Here is a 26,208-nt window from a genome sequence, read left to right as displayed (position 1 = left end):
TTGTGACCCGTTTCACCTTTCTACACCAGGCTTTCTCCGATAATCCCTCCCGCCGTTTCTATTACATAACACACACAATGTCCGTTAATCTTATACGGAGTTCACAATGAACAATGTTCTGGGATTTTTAGAAGAAAAATTAATGCCGATTGCTGCCAAAACGTCGCAGCAACGTCACCTTGGCGCCATCCGTGGCGCTTACGTCTCCTTTATGCCGTTCATTATCGTCGGCTCCATCCTGCTGGTTATCTCGTCGTTCCCGAATCAGGGTTACCAGCAGTTTATGTCCAGCATGTTTGGCGCTAACTGGAGCGCGATCGTCGAAATTCCGTTTAATGCCGTCTTCTCGACAATGTCGCTGTTTATCAGCTTCCTGGTCGCCTACCGCCTGGCGGAACACTACGGTGATGACAAAATTTCCAGCGGAATCCTGGCACTGGTCTGCTTCCTCATCCTGACGCCGTTTATTAAGGTCGCAGAGAACGGCGGCATCACCGTGATGCCGGTAGAATGGATTGGTACTAAAGGCCTGTTCGTCGCCATGATTGGCTCGTTGCTGTGGACCGAACTGTTCTGCTGGCTGAAGCGTAAAAAGCTGGTCATCAAGATGCCGGAAGGCGTGCCGCCAGCGGTACAGGAATCATTCGCCGCGTTAATCCCGGCGCTGCTGGTCATGATTCTGGTGCTGGCTATCCGCATCGGTTTTGAAAACACCCACTACAACACCATTCACCAGTTCATCTATGAAGTGGTCGCGACGCCGGTTCGCCATTTCGGCACCTCCTACTTCGGCGCACTGATGACGGTATTCAGCATCACTATCCTGTGGTCGGTGGGGATCAACTCCGGTTCGATGGTGAACGGCATCATTCGTCCGCTGTGGATGGAAAACCAGACCGATAATATCGCCGCCATCCAGGCCGGCGTAACGCCGCCGCACATTATTACCGAGCAGTTCTTTGACATGATCTGGATGGGTGGCGCAGGGGCCACGCTGTCGCTGGTCATTGCCATGCTCATTTTTGCCCGCAGCAAAAACATGCGCGAAGTCGCACGCCTGGGCGCGGGGGCCTCTGTTTTCAACATTAACGAGCCGGTGCTGTTTGGTCTGCCGGTCATTATGAACCCCATCATGCTGATTCCGTTCAACCTCGTACCGCTGGTGCTGGTGACCATTCAGTATATGGCCATGAAAATCGGTGCCGTTGCGGTCACCACCGGGGTCTTTATTCCGTGGACGCTGCCGCCGGTCATCAGCGGATTTATCGTTACCGGGCATATTTCCGGCAGCGTGATGCAAATTATTAACCTGCTGATTGGCGCAATGCTGTACCTGCCGTTCATGCGCATCGTCGATAAGCAGTACCGCAATGCGGAAATCAGTGCCGTTGAGGAATCCAGCACGCTAGCAAAACAGGAGTAAGAATATGTGGGGAATTATTGCAACCTGGCGTATGGCGCTGGAAGGGGTAAGTGAATCCGCGTCGGCGCTGGCCGGCGGCAGCGCGGCAACAGCGTCGGTCGTCGATGCCGTCGTCGCGGTGGAAGATTTTCCGTTGTATAAATCCGTTGGCTACGGCGGTCTGCCGACCGAAAACGGCGAGGTGGAGCTGGACGCGGCCTGGATGGACGGCGACACGCTGGCCTTTGGCGCGGTGGGCAACCTGGTCGATATCGCCAACCCGGTAAAAGTGGCGCAGGCGCTGGGTCGCCAGCGCTATAACTCGCTGCTGGTCGGCCAGGGCGCGCGCGAATGGGCGCTGAGCCAGGGCTTTGCCGAGAAAAAAATGCTGACCGAGCGCGCAATGCAGCACTATCGCAAGCGCTGCCGAGAGACGCTGGATAAGGGGCTGAGCCCGTACGACGGCCATGATACCGTCGGCGTTATCGCGCTCGACCAGCGGGGCTCGATGAGCGTCGCCACCTCGACCAGCGGGCTGTTTATGAAAAAACGCGGACGCGTCGGCGATTCCCCGATCATCGGTTCCGGCTTCTACTGCGACAGCCAAATCGGCGCAGCGACCGCTACCGGCGTGGGGGAAGACCTGATGAAAGGCTGCACCAGCTACGAAATCGTTCGCCGGATGGAACAGGGCATGACCCCGCAGCAGGCGGCGGACTCGGTGGTGTACGAACTGGAAGATAAGCTGATGTCGCGCTTTGGCCGCGCAGGCGACCTGTCCGTGGTCTGTATGAACCGTAAGGGTGAGTTCGGTGCGGCTACCAATATAAAAACCTTCTCTTTTGTCGTGGCCACCGCAAGCCAGCCGCTGACCGTGTTCCGCGCCGAGCGCGTCAAAGAGAAAACCCATTATCAGCCGGTGGACGACGCCTGGATGCAGGCCTATGCCGACCGTATCCGCGCCCCCATCGAGGAGTAAGCGATGATTGACTACCGTTTAGTAACGGCGCTGCCCGATAAACTGGAACAGCACCATCTCATTACCTATCCCGAAAGCCCTTTGCTCCAGCAGGGTGCGCTGCGCGACAACCCGCTGATAACTGAAATGGCAGCGCGCGCCGCACAGGGCACACTGGCGGATACCTGCTTCGCCTGCGGGCCATTTTCCCGCATTACGCTCGTACCACATAGCGCCTGGCGCGATAGCCTGACCGATACGCTACTCGGTTACCTGCGACCGCTGTTTGCCGCGCCGGTATGCCGCGAAGTGCTGCTGGACTGCTCGCAGATTGACGATACGGTGCTGGTGAAAACGCTGCGCTTTTTGTTTAACCAACAGCACCGCTTAACGGACCTTGGGCTGAAGAGCGCCACACAACGCGATGTGCGTCTGAGCCACGTCGACGCTTACTGTCCTGAGAGCGAAGTGGGCCGACTTACGCCGCTGTTCCAACAGCAACAGGCGATCGCCAACGGTATGATTGCCGCCCGCCGTCTTGCGGATATCCCCGCCGAACAGTGCACGCCGCAGTATGTGGTCGAAGAAGCCGAACGCCTGTGCGCCGCTTTCCCGGCCCTGCGCTGCGAGGTGCTTGATGATCAGGCAATCGTTGAACAGGGCCTTGGCCTGCTGCACGCGGTTGGTAAGGGCGCAAGCCGCCCGCCTCGCCTGTTGGCTATCCACTACGAAGGCGCAGGCCATGGTCCGGTACGCAGCTACGTGGGTAAAGGCGTCACCTTTGACACCGGCGGACTGTGGCTGAAAGAAGGCGCGGGCATGTATACCATGAAGTACGACATGTGCGGCGCGGCTAACGTCCTCGGGCTGATGCTGAGCATCGCCGAGCTGGCGCTACCGGTTCGGGTCATGGGCGTGCTGGCGCTGGCGGAAAACGCCATCGGCCCCGACGCGATGCAGCCGGGCAGCGTGGCTCGCGCCTGTAACGGCATGACGGTGGAAATCAACAACACCGACGCCGAGGGCCGTCTGGTACTCTCCGATGCGATTGCCTGGGCTAGCCAGCGCCATGCAAAAACACGCTATATCATTGATTTAGCTACGCTGACTGGCGCAGTCGTCAAGGCGCTGGGCTATGAGCTGAGCGGGTTAATGACGCAGGACGCTGCGCTGCGCGCTGCGCTGACCGTTGCCGGGGAACAGAGCGGCGATGAAGTCTGGCCGCTGCCGCTGGACGCAAGGCTGAAAAAACAAACGGAGAGCGCGATTGCCGATCTGTGCAACACGCCAACCAACAATGCGGCCATCAGCGCCTCCGCCGCCTGGCTGCTGCACCACTTCTGCCCGGCGGATATTCCGTGGGCGCATCTCGACGTCAGCGGGACGGCGCTGTGGCGCGAAGGCGGAAAAAGCGTCGCGTCCGGCAGACCGATCCCCCTGCTGATGCAGCATTTGCTCAATGATTTGGCGATGGAAGCGTAACGAAAATCGTCTTCAGGTAGGCCGGATAAGGCAAAGCCGCCATCCGGCAATCTGCTCGGATCCGCCAGATGGCGCTACGCTTATCAGGCCTACGCAGGGCGAGGAAACAATTCGTTCTTTAGAGTTTCAGAATCTCTTTCACAAACGGGATGGTTAGCTTACGTTGGGCGGTAATGGACGCGTGATCGAGCTGATCCAGGGTCTGGAAGAGCGTACGCATTTCTCTGTCCAACCGTTTGAGCATAAAGCGGCACACGTCGTCCGGCATCTCAAAACCGCGCAGGCGCGCGCGCAGCTGTAGCGCCTGTAATTTGTCTTCGTCGGAGAGCGGCTGGAGCTTGTAAATTTGCCCCCAGTCAAGGCGGGACGCCAGATCCGGCAGGCCAAGATTGAGCTGACGCGGCGGGCGATCGCCGGTGATCAGCAGACGCGTATTACCCGATTCCAGAATGCGGTTGTAGAGGTTAAAGATCGCCATTTCCCACGGTTCGTCCCCCGCCACGCACTCGATATTATCGATGCAAACCAGCGAAAGCTGCTCCATCCCTTCCAGCACTTCCGGAACAAACCAGGTGCGCTTGTCCAGCGGAACGTATCCTACCGCATCGCCACGCTGTGAAAGTTCGGCGCAGGCCGCATGCAGCAAATGGCTACGCCCGGCGCCTTCGCGCGCCCAGATATAGATGTATCCGCTATGCTCCTGCCGCAGCACGTTTTGCAGTGCGGCAAGTAAAGAAGGGTTATCGCCCGGGAAGAAACTGGCAAAGGTTTCGTCATCGGGAAGATAAAGTGGCAAAGAGAGCTGTGCCGGTGCGTTCAGAGGAGACCTCAACATGGGCTTACGAAAAAACGGGAAGAGTTTACCACAGAAATAACCGATGAGAGAACCGGGCGGCGATCCCGCCCGGTCGTCGGATCACGACTTCGCTTCGTCGCTGTCCGCTGCGTCCAGCACCACTTCTTCCGGGCGCAGCACGCTGATAAGTTTAAAAATCAGACTCAGACAGATGCCGACGATGGTCGCCAGCGCCATCCCTTTCAGCTCGGCAGCACCGATGTGTACCTTCGCGCCGCTGACGCCAATGATCAGAATAACGGAGGTCAGGATCAGGTTCTGCGCTTTGCTGTAATCGACTTTTGATTCGATCAGCACGCGGATACCGGACGCGCCAATCACCCCGTACAGCAGCAGAGATACGCCGCCCATAACCGGCAGCGGGATAATCTGGATAGCCGCCGCCAGCTTACCGACGCAGGACAGCAGAATGGCAATAATCGCCGCACCGCCGATAACCCAGGTGCTGTACACGCGGGTAATCGCCATCACGCCGATGTTCTCACCGTAGGTGGTGTTCGGGGTAGAGCCGAAGAAGCCGGAAATCACCGTCGACAGGCCGTTAGCAAACATCGAGCGATGCAGACCCGGGTCACGAATCAGATCTTTTTTAACGATGTTCGCCGTCACCACCAGGTGACCAACGTGCTCGGCAATCACCACCAGCGCCGCGGGCAGAATGGTGAAAATGGCAAACCACTCAAAGCGCGGGGTGTAGAAGGTCGGCAGCGCGAACCAGTGTGCCTGGGCGATAGGCGTCGTATCAACCACGCCCATCACGAAGGAGAGCGCGTAGCCCACCAGCACGCCGATCAGAATCGGGATGATCGCCAGGAAACCACGGAACAGCACAGAGCCGAAGACGGTCACGCCCAGCGTAACCATCGAAATAATGATGGTTTTAGTGTCCGCAGACTGGCCGTCCGGCGGCAGCAGGCCCGCCATATTCGCCGCTACGCCCGCCAGCTCCAGACCGATGACGGCAACGATTGCGCCCATCGCCGCCGGCGGGAACATCACGTCCAGCCAGCCGGTACCCGCTTTCTTCACGATGAAAGAAACCAGGCAGAACAGCACGCCGCACATAATAAAGCCGCCCAGCGCGACTTCGTAACCTAACGGCAGCAGCAGCAGAACCGGCGAAATAAAGGCAAAGCTCGAGCCGAGGTAAGCCGGAATTTTACCTTTACAGATAAAGAGATACAGCAGCGTCCCGATACCGTTGAACAGCAGTACCGTCGCCGGGTTAATGTGGAACAGAACAGGCACCAGCACGGTTGCGCCAAACATGGCGAATAAATGCTGCAAGCTAAGCGGGATGGTCTGTAAAAGCGGTGGTCTTTCACTTACCCCAATTGCACGGCGCGTCATTGTGTTTTCCTCTGTGTTATTAGTCAGGTTTTTTTATTCAAAAAAAAGCCGACTATCAAAGTCGGCTCTTTTTATTTTTTCGTTTACTTCGTACCAAAAATCTTATCACCGGCATCGCCGAGGCCCGGAATAATGTATCCGTGCTCGTTCAGCCCCTGGTCGATCGACGCGGTATACAGCTCGATGTCCGGATGCGCTTTTTCCAGCGCCGCGATACCTTCCGGCGCGGCAACCAGTACCAGCACCTTAATGCTGGTGCAACCCGCATTTTTCAGCAGATCGATGGTCGCGATAACAGAGCCGCCGGTCGCCAGCATAGGGTCAACGATCAGCGCCATACGCTCATCAATGTTGGACACCAGCTTCTGGAAATACGGTACTGGCTCAAGCGTTTCTTCATTACGGTAGATACCGACTACGCTGATACGCGCGCTCGGAACGTTTTCCAGTACACCGTCCATCATGCCCAGGCCTGCGCGCAGGATTGGCACAACGGTAATTTTCTTACCCTTAATCTGGTCGATTTCTACCGGGCCGTTCCAGCCTTCGATAGTGACCTTTTCCGTTTCCAGATCGGCGGTGGCTTCATAAGTCAGCAGGCTGCCGACTTCGGAGGCGAGTTCACGGAAGCGTTTGGTACTAATGTCGTTCTCACGCATCAGGCCCAGCTTGTGTTTGACGAGTGGGTGTTTCACTTCCACAATCTTCATTCTCTTTCTCCTTTGAATAGGGCAACCACAAAAAAAATCGCGGGATTATACCGCTTTTTTTCGATTGCGCCATACCTGTGATGATTGACCAGGATCAAGCAAAGCGGCGAATGGGGCCCCACTCAGTATAAGACACAATAAAAATAAACCCCGACAAGCGGGGTTTTATATTTTTAATTCAGTGAGTTAAAGCTCACCACCGTTGGTCGCAATGACCCGTTGGTACCAGGCAAAAGATTTTTTGCGGCTGCGCGCCAGCGTGCCGTTGCCTTCGTTATCTTTATCCACGTAGATAAAGCCGTAGCGCTTTTTCATTTCGCCCGTGCCGGCGGACACCAGGTCAATACAGCCCCACGGGGTGTAGCCCATCAGATCCACGCCATCCTCTACCACCGCTTTTTTCATTTCGGCAATGTGTGCAGAGAGATAGTCGATACGGTACTGGTCGTTTACGGTGCCGTCGCTCTCCAGCACGTCAATCGCGCCAAAACCGTTTTCAACGATAAACAGCGGCAGCTGATAGTGGTCGTAGAACCAGTTCAGCGAGTAGCGCAGGCCTACCGGGTCAATCTGCCAGCCCCAGTCGGACTTCTGCACGTACGGGTTAGAGACCAGGCTGGTCGTTTCGTCATAGTCGAGCTGCGGGTTGTCTTCGGTCGCCTTGGTGGCAAACGACATATAGTAGCTAAAGCCGATGTAGTCGACGCAGCCCTGCGTCAGCGCCTGGCGGTCTTCCTCAGTGATATCCAGCGCAAAGCCGCGGCGCTCGAAGTAGTTCAGCAGATGCTGCGGATATTTACCGCGCACGTGGACGTCGGTGAACCAGTAGCGACGGTGCATGGCGTTCATTGCCATCATCATATCGTTCGGCGCGCAGGTCAGCGGGTAAATCGGGCACATCGCGATCATGCAGCCAATATGCAACGCCGGGTTAATTTCGCGCGCTGCTTTTACCGCTAGCGCACTCGCTACCAGCTCGTAGTGCGCCGCCTGATACATCACCGGCTCGCGGTCCTCGCCCGGTTGGTATTTCAGCCCGGAGTTAGTGAACGGCGCGAAATCTTCGTGGAAGTTTGCCTGGTTATTAATTTCGTTGAACGTCATCCAGTACTTCACTTTGTGCTGGTAACGGGTAAAGACCACTTTGGCAAAGCGAACGAAGAATTCAATCAGCTTACGGTTGCGCCAGCCACCGTATTCGGTCACGAGGTGATACGGCATCTCGAAGTGCGACAAGGTGATAACCGGCTCGATGCCGAGCTTCAGGCACTCATCGAACAGATCGTCGTAAAATTGCAGGCCGGCTTCGTTCGGCGTCAGCTCGTCGCCGTTGGGGAAAATACGCGTCCAGGCAATGGAAGTACGGAAGCATTTGTAGCCCATTTCGGCAAACAGCTGCAGATCCTCTTTATAGCGATGGTAGAAATCGATAGCGTCGTGATTCGGGTAGTTTTTTCCCGGCAGTACGCCGTCGGTAATTTCGCGTGGCACGCCGTGCGCGCCGGCGGTCATCACATCCGCGACGCTGATGCCCTTACCGCCCTCTTTCCAGCCGCCTTCGAGTTGATGTGCCGCTACCGCGCCGCCCCAGAGAAACCCAGCTTTAAATCCAGACATATCTTTCCCTCGTTAATCAGTAAGTTGTCGCTGCGAATGCTGCTGATTGAAATGGTAAACCGCGCCTATCAGCCCGGCGTCGTTGCCGTGGCTGACGGTATCGATGTTGTCGGCAATGCCAAACCAGGCCAGGTGCTCGCGCATCAGCGCCAGAAAACCCGGGCGCTCCACAATGCCGCCGCCGATAAGAATCGTCTGTGGGTCAAACAGATTGACCAGGTTATAGAGCCCCGTTCCGAGATCGTTGAAAAACTCGGCGACCAGGCGCTGACACACGGCGTCACCGGCGTCGAAGCGGTCAAAAATGTCTTCGCCGGTCACCGCCTCCAGCGCCAGGCCAAGGTGCTGCGCATAGCGATGACGAAGCACGCGCAGGGTGCAGTTTTCATTCATCGAGTAGCGGCGAACATCGCGAGCGCCGGGACGCGACGTTTGCATATAGCCAAATTCACCGGCACGAAAGCGCGCGCCGTGCACCAGTTGGTTGTTACAGAAAATGGCCCCGCCGATGCCGGTACCGATGGTCATCACCAGGAAATCGGAAAGCTCAGCCCCTTTTCCCTTCCAGCGTTCAGCCAGCAGCACGCAGTTCGCGTCGTTCTCAATGGCCACGGGCAGCCCGGAGCGTTCCTCCAGCCAGTCTTTGATGGCAAAGCGATCGAAGCGACGAATAGCGCCGCCCATTTCGATATAGCCGGTATGGGGGTTAACGTAGCCCGGCGCGCTGATGGCGATGCCTTCACACTCGGGGTGAGCGGCAATCCAACCTTCCATTGCCGCGAGGATCTGTTCACCGTCGCTGTTGCTGATTGGCTGTTTGCCTTTTTTTAGCAGTTCACCGCTGGCGGTGACCACCCCCATTTTTAACGCCGTACCCCCAATATCAAAAGCAGCAATGTTCATTCCATTCAGTCCCTTCTGGCCATTTTGCTTCGGTTTCCCCCACGGACGCCACAAAAACAGAAACCGGTTTCAGTCACATGATGTGGATTCCGCGTGGCGGATGCAAGGACAAGGCTGTACCCGGTTTCATTTTCGTGAGCAGTATCATATTTGACCGATTTTATCTGCCAAAGTCGGTAAAACCGAGGCACAAAAAATTGGGTGCAGAATAGGCTCGCAAACGTTTGCCTGGACTGATAGAATTGCGCCGATTTTTCTTGCTATCGCAATTGCGTGGAGACTTGCAGTGACCGACAAAACCTCTCTCAGCTATAAAGATGCCGGTGTTGATATTGACGCAGGAAACGCTCTGGTTGACCGTATCAAAGGGGTGGTGAAGAAAACGCGCCGCCCGGAAGTGATGGGTGGGCTAGGCGGTTTTGGCGCCCTGTGCGCGCTGCCGCAAAAATATCGTGAACCGGTGCTGGTTTCCGGCACTGACGGCGTTGGCACGAAGTTACGTTTAGCGATGGATCTGAAGCGTCATGACACCATCGGCATCGACCTGGTCGCCATGTGCGTGAACGACCTGGTCGTTCAAGGCGCTGAGCCGCTGTTCTTCCTCGACTACTACGCGACCGGTAAACTGGACGTTGATACCGCGGCGAGCGTCATCAACGGCATCGCCGAGGGCTGCCTGCAGTCAGGCTGTGCGCTGGTGGGCGGTGAAACCGCCGAGATGCCGGGCATGTACCACGGCGAAGATTACGATGTGGCCGGTTTCTGCGTCGGCGTAGTCGAAAAATCCGAAATTATCGACGGTAGCAAAGTGGCCGACGGCGACGTGCTGATTGCGCTGGGCTCCAGCGGCCCGCACTCTAACGGCTATTCGCTGGTGCGCAAGATTATTGAAGTGAGCGGCTGCAACCCGGACGACACCCAGCTTGAAGGCAAAACGCTGGCCGACCATCTGCTGGCCCCGACCCGTATTTACGTGAAGTCCGTTCTCGAACTGATTGCCAGCGTTGACGTCCACGCGATTGCTCACCTGACCGGCGGCGGCTTCTGGGAGAACATTCCACGCGTTCTGCCGGACAACACGCAGGCCGTGATTGACGAATCCTCCTGGCAATGGCCAGCGGTGTTCAACTGGCTGCAGGATGCCGGTAACGTCAGTCGTCATGAGATGTACCGCACCTTTAACTGCGGCGTTGGCATGGTCATCGCTCTGGCTGCCGATCAGGCGGACAAAGCCATCGCGCTGATGAACGAAAAAGGTGAAAACGCGTGGAAAATCGGCTATATCAAAGCCACAGATTCCGAACAGCGTGTGGTCATTGAGTAAATGAAAAATATCGTGGTGCTGATTTCCGGCAACGGCAGCAACTTACAGGCCATCATTGATGCCTGTGAGCAGAAAAGGATTCATGGCACCATTCGGGCGGTGTTCAGCAACAAGGCCGACGCTTTTGGCCTTGAGCGGGCACGTGAAGCGGGGATCCCGCAGCACGCGCTGGCCGCCAGTCAGTTTGCCAGCCGCGAAGCCTTTGACCGTGAGCTGATGCACGAAATTGACGCCTACGCGCCCGACGTGGTGGTGCTAGCAGGCTACATGCGTATCCTGAGCGCCGACTTCGTTCAGCACTATCAGGGACGGCTGCTTAACATTCACCCTTCCCTGCTGCCGAAATACCCGGGCCTGAATACTCATCGTCAGGCGCTGGAAAACGGCGATGCGGAGCACGGCACCTCGGTACACTTCGTCACCGAAGAGCTTGACGGTGGGCCGGTTATTTTGCAGGCCAAAGTGCCGGTTTTCGACGGCGACGACGAAGCGGAAATCACCTCACGCGTACAGGTTCAGGAACACGCCATCTACCCGATGGTGGTCGGCTGGTTCCTCGATGGCCGCCTGAAAATGCATGACAATCACGCCTGGCTCGACAATGTAAAGCTGCCGCCAGCCGGTTATGCGGCGGAATAAATTCCGTCACGATAGGCCTGATAAGCAGAGCGCCATCAGGCAAGCCGCGAGCACATTGCCGGATGGTGGCGTAAACGTCTTATCCAGCCGACATGGATGACCAAAGAGGGCCTTTATGGCCCTCTTTTTTATGCCCTTCTCCCGCGGAGTCAGTATGCGGAACGGGATAAAAATGCTTACATATCAAAACAGATATGAATATTTTGTTAGGTGAAATAGGATAACTGTCATACTGAGATGACACAGTTGGACATCGCCCGGCAAAGCTAGCAATATAAACAGCAAGACGACTTTGCCGCGTCCCGTGAATTAACCGGAGTGTGAGTAGTAATGGGTCAGGAAAAACTGTACATCGAAAAAGAACTGAGCTGGTTGTCCTTCAACGAGCGCGTCCTTCAGGAAGCGGCAGATAAAAGTAACCCGCTGATTGAGCGCATGCGTTTTCTGGGGATCTACTCCAACAACCTCGACGAATTCTATAAGGTTCGCTTTGCCGAGCTGAAGCGCCGCATCATCATTAGCGAAGAACAGGGTACGACCACGCATTCCCGCCATCTGCTGAGCAAAATCCAGGCCCGGGTGCTGAAGGCCGATCAGGAGTTCGACGGTCTGTACAACGAGCTGCTGCTGGAAATGGCGCGCAACCAAATCTTCCTGATTAACGAACGCCAGCTGTCCGTCAACCAACAGAGCTGGCTGCGCCATTACTTCAAACAGCACCTGCGCCAGCACATCACGCCCATTCTGCTGAACCGCGAAACCGACCTGGTGCAGTTCCTTAAAGATGACTACACCTACCTGGCGGTCGAAATCATTCGCGGCGACGAAATCAACTACGCGCTGCTGGAAATTCCGTCGGACAAAGTTCCACGCTTTGTTAATCTGCCGCCGGAAACCCCACGCCGCCGTAAGCCGATGATCCTGCTGGATAACATTCTGCGCTACTGCCTGGACGATATCTTTAAGGGCTTCTTCGACTACGATGCCCTCAACGCCTACTCCATGAAAATGACCCGTGACGCCGAGTACGACCTGGTGCACGAGATGGAGTCGAGCCTGATGGAGCTCATGTCCTCGAGCCTCAAGCAGCGTCTGACCGCCGAGCCGGTGCGCTTTGTTTATCAGCGTGATATGCCGGACGCCATGGTCGAAATGCTGCGTAAAAAGCTGACGATCTCCCGCTACGATTCCATCGTGCCGGGCGGCCGCTATCATAACTTTAAAGATTTTATCGGCTTCCCGAACGTCGGCAAAGCTAACCTCGTCAACAAGCCGCTGCCGCGCCTGCGTCACGTCTGGTTCGATAAATTCCGCAACGGCTTTGACGCTATCCGCGAGCGCGACGTGCTGCTGTACTATCCGTACCACACGTTCGAGCACGTACTGGAGCTGCTGCGTCAGGCCTCGTTCGACCCCAACGTACTGGCGATTAAAATCAACATCTACCGCGTGGCCAAAGACTCGCGCATTATTGATGCCATGATCCACGCCGCGCACAACGGTAAGAAAGTCACGGTGGTGGTTGAGCTACAGGCTCGCTTCGACGAAGAAGCCAACATCCACTGGGCGAAACGCCTCACCGAAGCGGGCGTGCACGTTATTTTCTCCGCGCCGGGGCTGAAAATTCACGCCAAACTGTTCCTTGTATCACGTAAAGAAGGTGACGACGTGGTGCGCTACGCCCACATCGGCACCGGTAACTTTAACGAAAAAACTGCGCGTATTTATACCGACTACTCGCTGTTGACCGCCGACGCGCGCATCACCAACGAAGTCCGCCGGGTGTTTAACTTTATCGAGAACCCGTATCGCCCAGTCAACTTCGACTATCTGCTGGTGTCGCCGCAGAACTCGCGTCGTCTGCTGTACGAGATGATCGATCGCGAAATTGCCAACGCCCAGAACGGCATGGCGGCCGGGATCACCCTTAAGCTTAACAACCTGGTAGATAAAGGGCTGGTCGATCGCCTGTATGCCGCCTCCAGCACCGGCGTCCAGGTGAACCTGCTGATCCGCGGGATGTGCTCGTTAATTCCCGAACTGGAAGGGATCAGCGAAAATATTCGCGTTATCAGCATTGTCGATCGCTTCCTTGAGCACGATCGCGTCTATATTTTTGAGAACGGCGGCGATAAACGCGTTTATCTCTCTTCCGCTGACTGGATGACCCGTAACATCGACTACCGTATCGAAGTGGCGACGCCGCTGCTCGACCCGCGTCTGAAGCAACGGATCCTCGATATTATTGATATTCTGTTTAGCGACACGGTAAAGGCCCGCTTTATCGATAAAGAACTGAGTAATCGCTATGTTCCGCGCGGCAACCGACGCAAGGTCCGCGCGCAGCAGGCGATTTACGATTACCTCAAATCACTTGAACAACCTGACTAACCTATGCCAATAACAAGCAAAGCACCCCGGCCGCAGGAGTTTGCGGCGGTTGATCTTGGTTCAAACAGTTTTCACATGGTCATCGCGCGCGTGGTCGACGGCGCGATGCAGATCATCGGCCGTCTGAAGCAGCGCGTCCATCTGGCCGATGGTCTGAATGAAAACAACATGCTGAGCGAAGAGGCCATGGAACGCGGGCTGAGCTGCCTGTCGCTGTTCGCCGAGCGCCTGCAGGGCTTCTCCCCGTCCAGCGTGTGTATCGTGGGCACGCACTCGTTACGTCAGGCCGCTAACGCCACCGAGTTCCTCAAGCGGGCGGAAAAAGTTATCCCGTATCCCATCGAGATTATTTCCGGGAACGAAGAAGCGCGTCTGATTTTCATGGGCGTCGAGCACACACAGCCGGAAAAAGGCCGTAAGCTGGTGATTGATATCGGCGGCGGGTCAACCGAACTGGTCATTGGCGAAGATTTCGAGCCTAAGCTGGTAGAAAGCCGCCGCATGGGCTGCGTCAGCTTCGGCCAACAGTTCTTCCTTGCCGGTACCATTAACCGCGAAAACTTCCAGCGCGCACGCCTGGCGGCGGTGCAGAAGCTGGAAACCCTGGCATGGCAATACCGTATTCAAGGCTGGAGCGTCGCGATGGGCGCCTCCGGCACCATTAAGGCCGCGCATGAAGTGCTGGTTGAGATGGGCGAAAAAGACGGGTTTATCACCCCGGAGCGCCTGGAAAGGCTGGTCGAAGAGGTGCTGAAGTTCAAAAACTTCAGCAGCCTGAGCCTGCCGGGGCTGTCCGAAGAGCGTAAAGGCGTCTTCGTGCCGGGCCTGGCGATTCTCTGCGGCGTCTTCGACGCGCTGGCGATAAAAGAGCTGCGTTTATCCGACGGTGCGCTGCGCGAAGGCGTGCTGTACGAAATGGAAGGCCGCTTTCGCCACCAGGACGTGCGTAGCCGCACCGCCCAAAGCCTGGCGAACCAATACAACATCGATCGCGAGCAGGCCCAGCGGGTGCTGGAAACCACCATGCAAATGTACGACCAGTGGCTGGAACAGAACCCCAAGCTGGGCAATCCGCAGCTCAATGCGCTACTGAAGTGGGCTTCCATGCTGCATGAAGTGGGGCTGAATATTAACCACAGCGGCATGCACCGCCATTCGGCCTATATTCTGCAAAACAGTGACTTACCCGGTTTTAATCAGGAACAGCAGTACCTGATGGCGACGCTGGTGCGCTTCCACCGCAAAGCGATTAAGCTCGACGAGCTGCCGCGCTTTACGCTGTTTAAGAAGAAACAGTTCTTGCCGATGATCCAGCTGCTGCGCCTGGGCGTGCTGCTAAACAACCAGCGTCAGGCGACAACGACGCCGCCAACGCTGAAGCTCACGACCGAAGCGAACCACTGGACGCTGTGCTTCCCGTATGACTGGTTTACCCACAACGCGCTGGTCCTGCTCGATCTGGAAAAAGAGCAGGAATACTGGGAAAGCGTTACCGGCTGGCTGTTAAAAATCACCGAGGAGCGAGCCCCCGACGAAACTGTCGCGGCTTGATTCCACGTTTTCGCTTGTCTTCACTGCCGCCAGCTCCTCCAGGGGAGCTGGCTTGCCAATGCTGTACCCCTGCAGATAATCAATGCCCAGCGCAATCGCCGCCTGATGAATAGCGTCGTTTTCCACGTACTCAGCGACTACGCGCATTTTCTTCATCCGCGCCAGATGGCAAATTGACGACACAATCTGGTAGTCCAGACTGCTGGTCGCAATATTGCGAATAAAGCTGCCGTCAATTTTGAGAATATCGGCGCTGATGTGCTTAAGCCGCGCGTAGCTGGCATAGCCCGTACCAAAGTCATCGATCGCCACCCGACAGCCCAGCTCCCGCAGTTCGCTCAGCGTGCGCCGCGCCTGCTCAACGTTGACCAACGAATGGCTTTCGGTGATCTCAAACACCAGCTGCCACGCCTCAATACCGTGCTGTTCCAACAGTTCGGCAACCCGTCGGGCAAACCCCAGCCCGCTCGCCGTGGAGGGCGCAAGATTCAGTGCCAGACGCATCCCCGGGTGACTTTCGCGGTGGCTGGCCATAAAGCGCAGCGTATTCTCCAGCACCCACAGATCGATACGCGACACCATACCAAACTCATGCGCCACCGGCAGGAACAGCGTCGGCGAAATCAGTTCGTCATCGTCCCCCAGCATACGCAGCAGCACTTCGTGATAGTCATCGCCGCGGATGCCGACAATCGGCTGCGCCATCAGGCGAAAGCGATCGTTCTCCAGCGCTTGCTGGACGCGGACCATCATCGCGATTTTATCTTTTAGCTCCTGCTGCAGATGCTGCGCTCCGCGACGCTGAAGGTTTTCCGCACGATCGGTCACCAGCGACAGTTCAGCCACCGTATTCAGTTCTCCCAGCATCAACGAAAGATGCGCCACCGGCGATTGAATGTAGCAGTAGCTGACGCCGATCTGCGGCTGTAACGGCATCCCGTTCCAGCTGTAGCGGAACAGCTTGAGGTGCGCATAGAGATCGTCAATACGCTCTTTGTAAGACTCCGTATGCAGAAGCACCGCCAGCTCACTGCCGTTCAGCTGGTACACACCTTCGCCCGGGCGCAGCACTTCGCTCAGGTACTCCGCCAGGTTTTGTTTGTAGTTGATGCGCAGCATAATGCCGTAATGCCGCGTTAGCATCTCGAGATCCGGCATACGCAGGAAACAGAGCACCGACCACGGCGTGTGACTAATCGCCCGGCTCAGGGCCCGCATATTGGGCAGATTAACCACCGGGTCGATAAAGGCCATCCGTCGTACCCGCTCGTGAATCGCGCGCTGGCGGCTTGAGAGCATCGCCATGTAGGCAATAATAAACGAGAACACCAGGAAGCTGGACGAGGTGATCGCCAGCTGAACGCTGTAGCCCGCGCTGCGCGGCACATAGTGGTAGTGATAGTGAATGGCCACAATCAGCATAATGGTCCAGACCACCGAAATAAAACGGTAGCCAAAACGCATGGAGCCCCAGAGCATGATCGGCAGCAGCAACGAGAGCGTGTAGTTTGTGCTGAAAATGGTGCTGGCGTTGTCCAGCGGTATCATCAGCATGGAAAAAATCCACACAACCGCGCCGCACCATACCGCCATTTCCGGCCACGTGACTTTAGGGTCGAAATCGCGGCGAACCTGAGAAATAAAGCTCCGAAGATAATAAGGGTTACGAATAAGCCTAATCAGCAAATAGCAGAGCGGCACGCCGGTCAAATAGCCCACCAGCAGCGCCTGGTAGTTGATCAGGTTACGCTGCGTAAGCGGTGAGGTCCACTGAGCATCGCTAAGGCTCGGATAGACGCCGATATACAATGTGAACTGTATCAGGAACATAAACAGCGTCGAGGGGACAAACATCTGCCAGAACAGCCGGTGTGCCATTAGCTGCATGTCGCCGTGCGACACCATCTTCCGCCCGCTGTGGAAATAATGGTAACCGCCCCAAGCAATCAGCGTGGGAATCAGAAACTGCAGCGTCAGGCCAATCTCTTCGACAATGTGCAGGTCGCGCGTTAAATACAGCCCCACGCCAGCGATGATACCCGGCAGCGCGCGCCAGCCAAAAAACAGCATCATGCACAACAGAAATGGCAACGGCAGATAATAAAGGTAGGTTTTTCCGCCACCAACATAAGTATACGTATTAGCAAATTTAATTATTGGCAATATCACCAGCGGCAAAATCAGCGGCAGACACCACCAACAATCGCGATATTGCTTATATATTTTACAGAAATTCATAGATGCTCTATAGATACCCCAAATCCAGCTGGGTATTTTCAGACAGGCATCCAACCTGGCTTAAAAAATCCACGAATTGAGATAATTCGCGGGTACGGCGAAGATTCTAGTTGTCGATAGCGAATGCAGCTTGATGTGAATCAAGAAACCGCGTACATGGAAACATTAAATCACGCTTTCTTGGCGCTAATCAGATTCTTAATTTGTTTTTGTGAATACGTATAATATCTTATATAACATTAATTAATGTTTTGCCTGACGGTTTTTTACATATTCCGCAATTGACCCCTGCGCTACTCTGTGCCTTAATGTAACCATCGCCCGTCTATGGGTATGACTAAAGGACCCCTTTGTGAGCCAGGTTACCAGCCTACGAAAACGACACCGATTTAACAGTCGAATGACCCGGATCGTGCTGCTTATCAGTTTTATCTTCTTCTTCGGACGCTTCGTCTACTCTTCCATCGGTGCGTGGCATCACCACCAGGACAAAAAAGAATCCCAGCAGAGCAGCCTTTCGCAGCCGACGCCTGCGGCCCAGAACGACGATCGTTAACCGCCCGTAAGATTCCTTAGCGGATGGCTAAGCCATCGCATTTAACCATCCGCTAAGGGATCTGCACAGTCCTTCGCCCTACGCTGTTTCGCTGCTTATCTCGTTGTGTGCATCATCGTTCGCCCCAGAATGTTTTTTTCTGTTAAGGGTACTTTACTTTTACACATTTGATAAATCAGCAAAAAATGTCAAGTCCATAAATCCGACACAATTAATATCCTACGTGAATATAAATAATTAAATACATCCATCATTTATCTATATTCAGAATATATTTTCTTGCGTGACTTTTTTATAAAGAGACTATCACCCTGCTTTTCATTATGTTTAAACCCGTATCCAAAGAGAAGCCGAATCGGTGAAAAAAGTTATTTTAGGTAGCCGGAAAGTTGCCGTAAAAGAAAATCATTCCGCTCTGCGGATATTACGTCTCGCTTTGCAATAAACGCATTACCTCGACAATCCCCTTGCTGAGAAGCTTATCCTGACGCATCACGATAGCCAGCTGCCGGTGCAACAACGGTGCAAGTGAGCACACGTACAGACCTTCGCGATCGCGGGGCTTATCGACCGCCATACGGGGAATAATGCTGTAGCCGAGACCCGCCACCACCATTCGCTTAATGGCTTCAATGCTGCCAAGCTGCATTACAGGCCGCACCTCGACGCCCGCAAGCCGGAACCAGCCGTCAATCAAATCACGCGTTCCGCTGCCCGCTTCAAAGGCAATCAACGGCAGCGCCCGCAGCACCTCGGGCGTCGCCTCTGCCAGCGGCGCCTGCGAGGAGGCGGCCATAATCAGCACGAATTCCTCACGCTGCGCAGGCATCACCTCCAGACTCCGGCCACCAGCGGGAAGCGTCACCAGCCCGATATCAAGCCGGTTTTCGTCAATTGCGCGCACGATATCCGGCGTATTACCGGTGGTCACTCTCACCGTCAGCTGCGGATAGCGAGCGCGCAGCTGCTGCAACAACGGTGGCAGCAGATGAATACACGCGGTGGCACCGGTGCCCAATGAAACCTCGCCATTTACGCTGTCGCTGCATTCATTAACCGACAGAAGCGCCTCGTTCACCGCGTGTTCAATCCGTTCGCCGTGTTTTAACAGCGCCATCCCCGCCGCCGTCGGCTTGATGCCGCGCCCGGTTCGCTCAATCAGCCTGGCCTGTAAAAACTGTTCAAGCTGGCGCACCTGTAAACTCACCGCGGGCTGCGAAAGCCCCAGCAGGTCGGCAGCGGCAGAAAAGCTACCGCGCTGCACCACCAGACGGAAGGTAGCCAGATTTCCCAGATTCAGCGTCGTCATGCAAAGTTTCTCTTATCAGGGTCATAAACAAAGGGCTCTGCCTGCACAATAGCGCGCGCGTTATGCTGCCAGCAACAGCATCACTCACGAGAAGATAATGAAAACACCTGCCGCACCGTTCTCCGTTACCCTCGCCGCCGGCGTCAATCAGATGATCAACTGGGGAATCTCATTTTATATGCCGGGTACCTTTGCCCGGGCTATTGCTCAGGACACCGGCTGGCCGCCCACGCATATCTACGGCGGGCTCACGCTGGCGATGCTCACGATGGCGCTATTCTCGCCGTGGGTTGCCCGCCTGCTGGCCTATTTTGGCGGCCAGCGCGTGGTGATGGGCGGTACGCTGCTGATTGCCGTGGGCTGCCTGACGATGTCTGTCGTGCATAGCCTGGCCGGCTGGTATTGCGTCTGGTTTATTTCCGGCATCGGGATGCGTCTGGCGCTCTATGACGGCCTGTTCGCCGCACTGGTGAATCTTTACGGCCATCGGGCCAGGCCAACCATCTCTCGCGTAACGCTCGCGGGCGGGCTGGCCTCGGCGCTGTTCTGGCCGCTGGGCAGCGCACTGTTAATTCTGACCGACTGGCGCCATGCGCTGCTGGTTTATAGCCTGCTGGGGCTCATCAGCGCCCTGCTGCTGTGGCGAATGCCAAACCAAACGCTACCGAAGACGCCCGCGCGACAATCCGCATCAATTTCTTCTCAGGACCGGCGAATGGGCCTGCTGTATGCCGTATTGATTGCGCTGGTGACCTTTATTTCCAACGGCACCTCAACCCATCTGCCGGAGTTTATTGCGAGCCACGGTCTTCCCATCACCGTGGGCATACTGTGGGGAATCGGGCAGACCGGCGCACGCTTTCTGGAAGTCGCCTCAGGGTCGGCGCTTACGCCAATCAAACTGACGCTGCTCACCACGCTATTTATCCCGCTGTGCTTTGCCCTCGGTATCAGCAGCACGCATATTGCCTGGGCCGCGGGGGGGTTTATCTTTGGCTATGGGGCGATCAACGGCCTGACCACGGTGTTTAAGGCCACGCTGCCACTTCAGCTTTTCGCCGCCGAAGATTATGCCCGACGCACCGGTGTCCTGCTGATTCCTGCCCAACTGCTGGCCGCCATCTCGCCCTTTGCCTACGCCTGGCTGAACCAGACGATTGGGATTCGCGGCAGCCTTCACGTTTCCACCGTGCTGGCGCTGGTTGTCTTCGCGCTGGCGGTGACCATTGCGCTGTGCCAGACTGCTCACAGCACAAAAACGTGTGATAAATCACCCTATTCCTGATGACCTTTAGCGGGCTGCAAATTGCATAAGAAGAGATGGGTGAGATCTTAGCGGAGTGTCCTTGACCACCGCACAGTCCTCAATATAGATAAGAATCTATGCCTTAAAATTGAACAGAAGGACGGAAGTTATGCTTGAAATTGAATATCGTGAATGGCTAGAGGCCAGAGGAGCCCAAGCGTTATCTGCCCGAAATACTCGAGTTTACGCGATAAAAACGATTGAGAAAAACCTTGCGGCATTAGGTTCCCCATACAACGACCTCAATGAGGCCTATAAAGCGGATGGTTTTGCTCAATTACGTGAACGCATCAAGCAAATTCGTAACAATGCAAAAAACGGTGGCTATGAATATCGCATCTTAATGCCTGAATCAAAAAACCCGCTCAACAGATTAGTCAGTTGGAATAGCTGGCTGGGGCAATACGGTCGATTCCTTAGTGGTGATATTTCCCAAACCGATCGAATATGGGACTATGTCCGTCATCACTACATAGCACCTGCGCGTGAACGCGGTGAGAAGTCTGTGGTAATGGCCACTGATGCTCTCAATAGTGAAATGAATATGAGTATGAGCTGGACAGATATCTGCGAGACATTGGCAAACAGCGAATTCCAGGAGCTAGCGAATGTGCCCGCCCCGCTAATGGATGAAGCCGCAAAAAAAATAACATTTATACTCATGGAAGGAGAGGAAACCGTGTCCCAGGAACCATCAAATCCAACAAACCTCATTCTTTATGGCCCACCGGGTACAGGGAAAACCTATAATACAGCCCGCGAAGCCGTAGCACTTTGCGATGGGACGGCCGACTATCCGTTGACGCCAGAGGGACGAGAGGAATTAATGGACCGCTACAACGAATTGATGGCTGAAAAGCGCATCAGTTTCGTCACCTTCCATCAAAGCTATGATTATGAAACTTTCGTCGAAGGGCTTCGCCCCGAAACTGATGGCGATGAAACCTTATCAACGGGATTTCGACTTGTTCCCGTTCCAGGCATATTCCGGGAAATTTGTGCCCTTGCCGATCAGGCCCGAACCCGAAAGCGCCCCCTTCAACATACATCGGAATTTGATCTAAAAGGTCGTCATTTTTGGAAAATGGCGCAAGGTACGATTGGCTCCGAAGACGATGTCTATGAGGATGCGCAGGCAAATGGCTACATTGCTCTCGGCTGGGGAGGCGCAATAGACTGGAGCGCAGAGAAATTTTCATCCTTCGACGCGATAAAAGATGAATGGCTCAAACAAAATCCAGGCAATCAAACGCCAAGTAACTGGACGCAAACTTACCCCTTCCGTAGCGAAATGAAAGTCGGTGACATTGTCATCGTGCCATATGGAAATACAGCTTTTCGGGCTATCGCTGAAGTGACTGGTGATTATTACTTCGTTCCTTCAGCCGAAGGCTACTATGCGCATCGCCGTCGTGTCCGCTGGCTTTTGACACTCAACGATCCGCTTCCCCTCGACACCATTGTCGAAGGCAAATTTACCATGCGGACGCTGTATTCATTGCCAGCCAGAAGGGTGAACATTGCAGGCTTAAGCAGATTGATCAACGTCAATGAAGAACCCGAGTATAAATCGATCGAGCCAGTAAAGCCGGAGCAGTTTGTCCTGATTATAGATGAAATTAACCGAGCAAATATCTCAAAGGTATTTGGTGAATTAATTACGCTATTGGAACCAGACAAGCGTCTTGGCATGACCAACGCGCTCACCGTAACCCTGCCCTATTCGAAAAAGAAAGACTTTGGTATCCCCGCTAATCTGCATATTATTGGCACAATGAACACCGCCGATCGGTCAATCGCTTTACTCGATACCGCTCTCAGACGCCGATTCAATTTTCGCGAAATGGCTCCCGAAGCAGACCTCCTGGGCGTGGTAGAAAACATCAATCTGCGCGCCGTTCTAACAACAATTAATCGTCGAATCGAATATCTGGTAGATCGTGAACATCGTATAGGCCATGCATTCTTTATGCATTGTAAAACCAAGTTTCAGATTGAAGAAGTCATGCGCAATAAAGTCATACCTCTTTTGCAAGAGTATTTCTTTGACGATTGGAGCCGGATATCAACAGTACTCGGCGATGGATTTATTCAAAATGAATCCATCACACCACCGCCAGGAATTGATGGTGAGAAAATGCTTAGTTGGTCGGTACGTCCGACATTTAAGGAAAATGCCTTTAAGCAACTAGAGGGTCATGCCCAACCGATATCTGACCAGGATTCATTAATGGCGAATGGCAAAGAATAATGACGCACTTGACCGTCCATGAATGGGGCAGCGTTTCTGTTGGTACGCAGGATGAAGGAGAATGCCATACTTTTACTCGCGCTCAGGCCAATCTCCTGCTCGCAGTCGCGCGCGCGCATCCTTTAGCGAATAAGCATGGCACCAACATATTAATCGATCGGCATAGCAAAATTTTTGCAGGCCAGATGGTGGGCGTGATTGCCGCGCCGGGATGCAGCCTGGAGATTTTACCCAAGATAGATAACGAGGCTAACGAATCGGACACCGCAATTCGAAGCCGCCTTATTCGCATGCTCGACGTGGCCCTCGGGCTTAAACTTGGGCACGGGCAAGTTGCAACGATGGCGCGGCAAAACAGTACCCTACTCGATATCCTTATACGTCTGTTCGCCGATCGATTATTAACAGAAGTTAAGCGTGGGCTACCGCACGCTTATATGGCACAAGAAGACGACCTGTCCGCACTGAAGGGGCGGCTCAACGTCACCCGACAATTTACCACTCTTTCCGTGCGGCCTGACCGACTTGCTTGCCGCTACGACACGCTGTCAGCAGATACTGCGCTACTTCGTATTATGAAATCGTGCGTCATCATGCTGCGCAGTTATGCTCACGCAACCGAAACTATCCGTCGACTGAATGAACTACATTATCTGTTTGCAGATATCAGTGATGTATCGCTTAGCCAACTCCCCTGGTCACAGGTCAACATCGACAGGACCAACCGGCGTTGGGGAACGCTTTACGAATTTGCACGCTTATTCCTGAATCGTAGTTGGCAGGCTACTCACCACGACAGACGCGCGCAAACCGGGTTCACGCTACTTTTCCCGATGAACGATCTGTTTGAAAGCTATGTGGCAGCACTCGCCAGGAAGGCTATCCACGGTCGTGACTGGACGCTCTACGCTCAAGGCGGTCGCTTGTTTTGCCTGACTGAAGAGAAAGAAGATGGCAAGGCCTGTTTTCAGACTAAACCCGATCTTCTCATCAAACAAAGCAATAAAAATAGGGTGATCATCGATACGAAATGGAAATGTATCAGGAGCAATATTGACGATCCTAAAAGCGGTGTCTTACAAGCTGATGTCTATCAGATGATGGCTTATGGCCAGATATATGATTGTGCGGAACTTATACTCCTCTACCCCCACCATAATCGGTTGGGCAACCACGAGTTAACGGCCGGCTATAGAATTTTGGCCGGAGAGAAGCGCTTAACGGTTGCAAGCGTTGAACTCGCGCATGATGAAAATACGATTATCAAGCGGTTGTACGATTTAATTTCGGCGGCGTTTTTAAACTGAACGGGTTATCAGGCCATGGTCAGACGTTTAAACAGCAGCTGCTCTTTTGAGAAGACGCGCCTTTCGGCTTTATCCTTCGCTGACAGAGTAATCAACTTCAGCAAAGCAATGGCGTTTTCCCGCTCCTGCTGCTGATCATAAGACTCTATGATATAAGCAGGCACACCATTTTGTGTCACCAGGATGGGTTCTGACAGATCAAGCGTTGCTGCGTTTTTTTAACGTAGCTGATTGTCTCGATTTTCATAATGGGTCCGCCGAATGTCATGCATCGGTTTTAATAGAGACTATATTTAGAACACCAACAAAGATTCACACAACTCCACGTTTCCGGGAAAGCAGATAAATAAAAACCCTCTGTAAAAACAGAGGGTTTAATTTACGTTTACCTGTGCCTGAAAACTCAGGAAGGGTTATCAGCTTATTCCCACTCAATCGTCGCTGGCGGCTTACCGCTGATGTCATACACCACGCGGGAAATGCCGTTCACTTCGTTGATGATACGGTTAGACACCCGGCCTAAGAAGTCATACGGCAGGTGTGCCCAGTGCGCGGTCATAAAGTCGATGGTTTCTACCGCACGCAGGGAAACAACCCAGTCGTATTTGCGGCCATCGCCCATGACGCCAACGGAACGGACCGGCAGGAATACGGTGAACGCCTGGCTGACTTTGTTGTACAGGTCGGCTTTGTGCAGTTCTTCGATGAAGATAGCATCCGCGCGACGCAACAGGTCGCAGTACTCTTTCTTCACTTCGCCCAGCACGCGAACGCCGAGACCCGGCCCCGGGAACGGGTGACGGTACAGCATGTCGTACGGCAGGCCCAGCTCCAGACCAATCTTACGCACTTCGTCTTTGAACAGCTCACGCAGCGGTTCAACCAGACCCATCTTCATCTCTTTCGGCAGGCCGCCGACGTTATGGTGAGATTTGATGACGTGCGCTTTACCGGTAGCGGAAGCGGCAGATTCGATCACGTCAGGGTAGATAGTGCCCTGCGCCAGCCATTTCACGTCTTCCAGCTTCAGCGCTTCTTCGTCGAACACTTCAACGAATACGCGGCCGATGATCTTACGTTTCGCTTCCGGATCGTTCTCGCCTTTCAGCGCATCCAGGAAGCGCTGCTCACCTTCAACGTGAACGATATTCAGGCCGAAGTGGTCACCAAACATATCCATGACCTGCTGTGCTTCGTTCAGGCGCAGCAGACCGTTATCCACGAATACGCAGGTCAGGTTTTTGCCGATCGCACGGTGCAGCAGCATTGCGGTTACGGAGGAATCTACGCCGCCGGACAGGCCGAGGATCACTTTATCGTCGCCAACCTGCTCGCGAATGCGGGCAACGGCATCGTCGATAATTTTAGCCGGGGTCCACAGCGCTTCACACTGGCAGATGTCGCGTACAAAACGCTCCAGCATACGCAGGCCCTGACGGGTATGGGTCACTTCCGGGTGGAACTGCACACCGTAGAAGCGTTTTTCTTCGTGCGCCATAATGGCGAACGGGCAGGTCTCGGTGCTGGCAACGGTGACGAAGCCTTCCGGGATCGCGGTCACTTTGTCGCCGTGGCTCATCCACACGTCGAGCAGCGGTTTACCGTCGGCGGTGAGGGCATCTTCAATACCGCGGATCAGCGCGCTGTCGGTCTGCACTTCAACCTGCGCATAGCCGAACTCACGCTCGGTGGAGCTTTCAACGTGGCCGCCAAGCTGCATCGCCATGGTCTGCATGCCGTAGCACACGCCGAATACCGGAACGCCTGCATTGAACACGTATTCTGGCGCGCGCGGGCTGTTTGCTTCGGTGGTGCTTTCCGGGCCGCCGGAGAGGATGATACCGCTCGGGTTGAACTCACGGATTTGTGCTTCAGTAACATCCCACGCCCACAGTTCACAGTAAACGCCCAGTTCACGTACGCGACGCGCTACCAGCTGGGTGTACTGCGATCCGAAATCGAGAATAAGAATGCGATGTTTATGAATATTGTCTGTCATTTGACGATCATTCCGAGGCAAGTGAAACAAAAACAAAACGCCCGGTTCAGAACCGGGCG

Annotated in this window: 19 protein-coding genes and 1 pseudogene; 11 read left to right on the top strand and 9 right to left on the bottom strand. The window is 54.7% G+C overall.

Annotation, left to right across the window (positions count from 1 at the left end):
- Positions 1-106 precede the first annotated feature (106 nt).
- Genes H7R56_RS06875 through H7R56_RS06865 form a run of 3 tightly spaced genes read left to right on the top strand, consistent with a single transcriptional unit; the run spans position 107 to position 3,842 of the window.
- The gene (locus tag H7R56_RS06875) at positions 107-1,423 is read left to right on the top strand and encodes a PTS sugar transporter subunit IIC (RefSeq protein WP_106924140.1); all 1,317 of its coding nucleotides are present in this window, start codon (positions 107-109) and stop codon (positions 1,421-1,423) included.
- 4 nt (positions 1,424-1,427) lie between these two features.
- Positions 1,428-2,381 carry a N(4)-(beta-N-acetylglucosaminyl)-L-asparaginase gene (locus H7R56_RS06870; RefSeq protein WP_106924139.1) on the top strand — a complete coding sequence of 318 codons (954 nt, stop codon included), beginning with the start codon at positions 1,428-1,430 and terminating at the stop codon, positions 2,379-2,381.
- Between the two features lie 3 nt (positions 2,382-2,384).
- Complete coding sequence (locus H7R56_RS06865) at positions 2,385-3,842, top strand: leucyl aminopeptidase family protein (RefSeq protein ID WP_106924138.1); 1,458 nt, start codon at positions 2,385-2,387, stop codon at positions 3,840-3,842.
- A 118-nt stretch (positions 3,843-3,960) separates the two neighbouring features.
- Here H7R56_RS06865 and H7R56_RS06860 read toward each other — a convergent pair whose 3' ends face one another.
- The 5 genes from H7R56_RS06860 to bglK form a co-directional block, all read right to left on the bottom strand.
- Positions 3,961-4,662, bottom strand: a complete 702-nt coding sequence (locus H7R56_RS06860) for a DnaA inactivator Hda (RefSeq protein WP_074398749.1) — start codon at positions 4,660-4,662, stop codon at positions 3,961-3,963.
- 96 nt (positions 4,663-4,758) lie between these two features.
- Entirely contained in the window at positions 4,759-6,048 is a 1,290-nt protein-coding gene (gene uraA / locus H7R56_RS06855) for a uracil permease (protein WP_106924136.1), read from the bottom strand.
- An 83-nt stretch (positions 6,049-6,131) separates the two neighbouring features.
- On the bottom strand, positions 6,132-6,758 hold the full coding sequence (upp, locus tag H7R56_RS06850; protein ID WP_106924135.1) for a uracil phosphoribosyltransferase: 627 nt from the start codon (positions 6,756-6,758) through the stop codon (positions 6,132-6,134).
- Positions 6,759-6,944: 186 nt separating this feature from the next.
- Positions 6,945-8,375 (bottom strand): 6-phospho-beta-glucosidase, encoded by a 1,431-nt coding sequence (locus H7R56_RS06845; RefSeq protein ID WP_106924134.1) that lies wholly within the window; start codon positions 8,373-8,375, stop codon positions 6,945-6,947.
- A gap of 12 nt (positions 8,376-8,387) precedes the next feature.
- Positions 8,388-9,278 carry a beta-glucoside kinase BglK gene (bglK, locus tag H7R56_RS06840; protein ID WP_106924133.1) on the bottom strand — a complete coding sequence of 297 codons (891 nt, stop codon included), beginning with the start codon at positions 9,276-9,278 and terminating at the stop codon, positions 8,388-8,390.
- Positions 9,279-9,564: 286 nt separating this feature from the next.
- Between bglK and purM the strand changes: the two genes are divergently transcribed.
- The 4 genes from purM to ppx all read left to right on the top strand — a co-directional run bounded on the left by purM (position 9,565) and on the right by ppx (position 15,183).
- Positions 9,565-10,602, top strand: coding sequence for a phosphoribosylformylglycinamidine cyclo-ligase (gene purM, locus H7R56_RS06835; RefSeq protein ID WP_106924131.1), 1,038 nt, complete (start codon positions 9,565-9,567; stop codon positions 10,600-10,602).
- On the top strand, positions 10,603-11,241 hold the full coding sequence (gene purN / locus H7R56_RS06830) for a phosphoribosylglycinamide formyltransferase (RefSeq protein WP_106924130.1): 639 nt from the start codon (positions 10,603-10,605) through the stop codon (positions 11,239-11,241).
- A gap of 330 nt (positions 11,242-11,571) precedes the next feature.
- The gene (ppk1, locus tag H7R56_RS06825; RefSeq protein ID WP_106924129.1) at positions 11,572-13,632 is read left to right on the top strand and encodes a polyphosphate kinase 1; all 2,061 of its coding nucleotides are present in this window, start codon (positions 11,572-11,574) and stop codon (positions 13,630-13,632) included.
- Positions 13,633-13,635: 3 nt separating this feature from the next.
- Positions 13,636-15,183: an exopolyphosphatase gene (gene ppx / locus H7R56_RS06820; protein ID WP_106924128.1), complete on the top strand. Its 1,548-nt coding sequence runs from the start codon at positions 13,636-13,638 to the stop codon at positions 15,181-15,183.
- On the opposite strand, the gene H7R56_RS06815 is transcribed toward ppx, so the two are convergent.
- Positions 15,136-17,421: a sensor domain-containing phosphodiesterase gene (locus H7R56_RS06815; RefSeq protein ID WP_106924127.1), complete on the bottom strand. Its 2,286-nt coding sequence runs from the start codon at positions 17,419-17,421 to the stop codon at positions 15,136-15,138. The two genes, ppx and H7R56_RS06815, sit on opposite strands and share 48 nt — an antisense overlap.
- A 352-nt stretch (positions 17,422-17,773) precedes the next feature.
- Here H7R56_RS06815 and H7R56_RS06810 point away from each other — a divergent pair, with 352 nt between their 5' ends.
- The gene (locus H7R56_RS06810) at positions 17,774-17,977 is read left to right on the top strand and encodes a YfgG family protein (RefSeq protein WP_106924126.1); all 204 of its coding nucleotides are present in this window, start codon (positions 17,774-17,776) and stop codon (positions 17,975-17,977) included.
- Between the two features lie 424 nt (positions 17,978-18,401).
- On the opposite strand, the gene H7R56_RS06805 is transcribed toward H7R56_RS06810, so the two are convergent.
- Positions 18,402-19,286 carry a LysR family transcriptional regulator gene (locus H7R56_RS06805; protein ID WP_106924125.1) on the bottom strand — a complete coding sequence of 295 codons (885 nt, stop codon included), beginning with the start codon at positions 19,284-19,286 and terminating at the stop codon, positions 18,402-18,404.
- Between the two features lie 97 nt (positions 19,287-19,383).
- Between H7R56_RS06805 and H7R56_RS06800 the strand changes: the two genes are divergently transcribed.
- From H7R56_RS06800 to H7R56_RS06790, 3 genes are all read left to right on the top strand, one after another.
- Complete coding sequence (locus H7R56_RS06800) at positions 19,384-20,571, top strand: MFS transporter (protein WP_106924124.1); 1,188 nt, start codon at positions 19,384-19,386, stop codon at positions 20,569-20,571.
- 130 nt (positions 20,572-20,701) lie between these two features.
- Positions 20,702-22,843 (top strand): AAA family ATPase, encoded by a 2,142-nt coding sequence (locus H7R56_RS06795; protein ID WP_106924123.1) that lies wholly within the window; start codon positions 20,702-20,704, stop codon positions 22,841-22,843.
- Complete coding sequence (locus H7R56_RS06790; RefSeq protein WP_106924122.1) at positions 22,843-24,150, top strand: McrC family protein; 1,308 nt, start codon at positions 22,843-22,845, stop codon at positions 24,148-24,150. Before H7R56_RS06795 ends, H7R56_RS06790 begins: the two co-directional genes overlap by 1 nt.
- 8 nt (positions 24,151-24,158) lie before the next feature.
- Here H7R56_RS06790 and H7R56_RS06785 read toward each other — a convergent pair.
- Positions 24,159-24,397: pseudogene (locus H7R56_RS06785) on the bottom strand (type II toxin-antitoxin system Phd/YefM family antitoxin).
- Between the two features lie 174 nt (positions 24,398-24,571).
- A complete protein-coding gene (gene guaA, locus H7R56_RS06780) occupies positions 24,572-26,149 on the bottom strand; it encodes a glutamine-hydrolyzing GMP synthase (RefSeq protein WP_106924121.1) in 1,578 nt (525 codons plus the stop codon).
- Positions 26,150-26,208 lie beyond the last annotated feature (59 nt).

Source organism: Klebsiella sp. WP3-W18-ESBL-02 (assembly GCF_014168815.1).
In the GTDB taxonomy this organism is placed as follows: Bacteria; Pseudomonadota; Gammaproteobacteria; order Enterobacterales; family Enterobacteriaceae; genus Kluyvera; species Kluyvera ascorbata_B.
The sequence above is the reverse complement of the archived record's forward strand: the minus strand, read 5'-3'. Positions and strand labels throughout refer to the sequence as shown.

Coding starts and splice junctions, on each gene's coding strand:
- H7R56_RS06875 (WP_106924140.1), top strand. CDS start 107: ATGAACAATGTTCTGGGATTTTTAGAAGAAAAATTAATGCCGATTGCT.
- H7R56_RS06870 (WP_106924139.1), top strand. CDS start 1,428: ATGTGGGGAATTATTGCAACCTGGCGTATGGCGCTGGAAGGGGTAAGT.
- H7R56_RS06865 (WP_106924138.1), top strand. CDS start 2,385: ATGATTGACTACCGTTTAGTAACGGCGCTGCCCGATAAACTGGAACAG.
- uraA (WP_106924136.1), bottom strand. CDS start 6,048: ATGACGCGCCGTGCAATTGGGGTAAGTGAAAGACCACCGCTTTTACAG.
- upp (WP_106924135.1), bottom strand. CDS start 6,758: ATGAAGATTGTGGAAGTGAAACACCCACTCGTCAAACACAAGCTGGGC.
- H7R56_RS06845 (WP_106924134.1), bottom strand. CDS start 8,375: ATGTCTGGATTTAAAGCTGGGTTTCTCTGGGGCGGCGCGGTAGCGGCA.
- bglK (WP_106924133.1), bottom strand. CDS start 9,278: ATGAACATTGCTGCTTTTGATATTGGGGGTACGGCGTTAAAAATGGGG.
- purN (WP_106924130.1), top strand. CDS start 10,603: ATGAAAAATATCGTGGTGCTGATTTCCGGCAACGGCAGCAACTTACAG.
- ppk1 (WP_106924129.1), top strand. CDS start 11,572: ATGGGTCAGGAAAAACTGTACATCGAAAAAGAACTGAGCTGGTTGTCC.
- ppx (WP_106924128.1), top strand. CDS start 13,636: ATGCCAATAACAAGCAAAGCACCCCGGCCGCAGGAGTTTGCGGCGGTT.
- H7R56_RS06815 (WP_106924127.1), bottom strand. CDS start 17,421: ATGAATTTCTGTAAAATATATAAGCAATATCGCGATTGTTGGTGGTGT.
- H7R56_RS06805 (WP_106924125.1), bottom strand. CDS start 19,286: ATGACGACGCTGAATCTGGGAAATCTGGCTACCTTCCGTCTGGTGGTG.
- H7R56_RS06800 (WP_106924124.1), top strand. CDS start 19,384: ATGAAAACACCTGCCGCACCGTTCTCCGTTACCCTCGCCGCCGGCGTC.
- H7R56_RS06795 (WP_106924123.1), top strand. CDS start 20,702: ATGCTTGAAATTGAATATCGTGAATGGCTAGAGGCCAGAGGAGCCCAA.
- H7R56_RS06790 (WP_106924122.1), top strand. CDS start 22,843: ATGACGCACTTGACCGTCCATGAATGGGGCAGCGTTTCTGTTGGTACG.
- guaA (WP_106924121.1), bottom strand. CDS start 26,149: ATGACAGACAATATTCATAAACATCGCATTCTTATTCTCGATTTCGGA.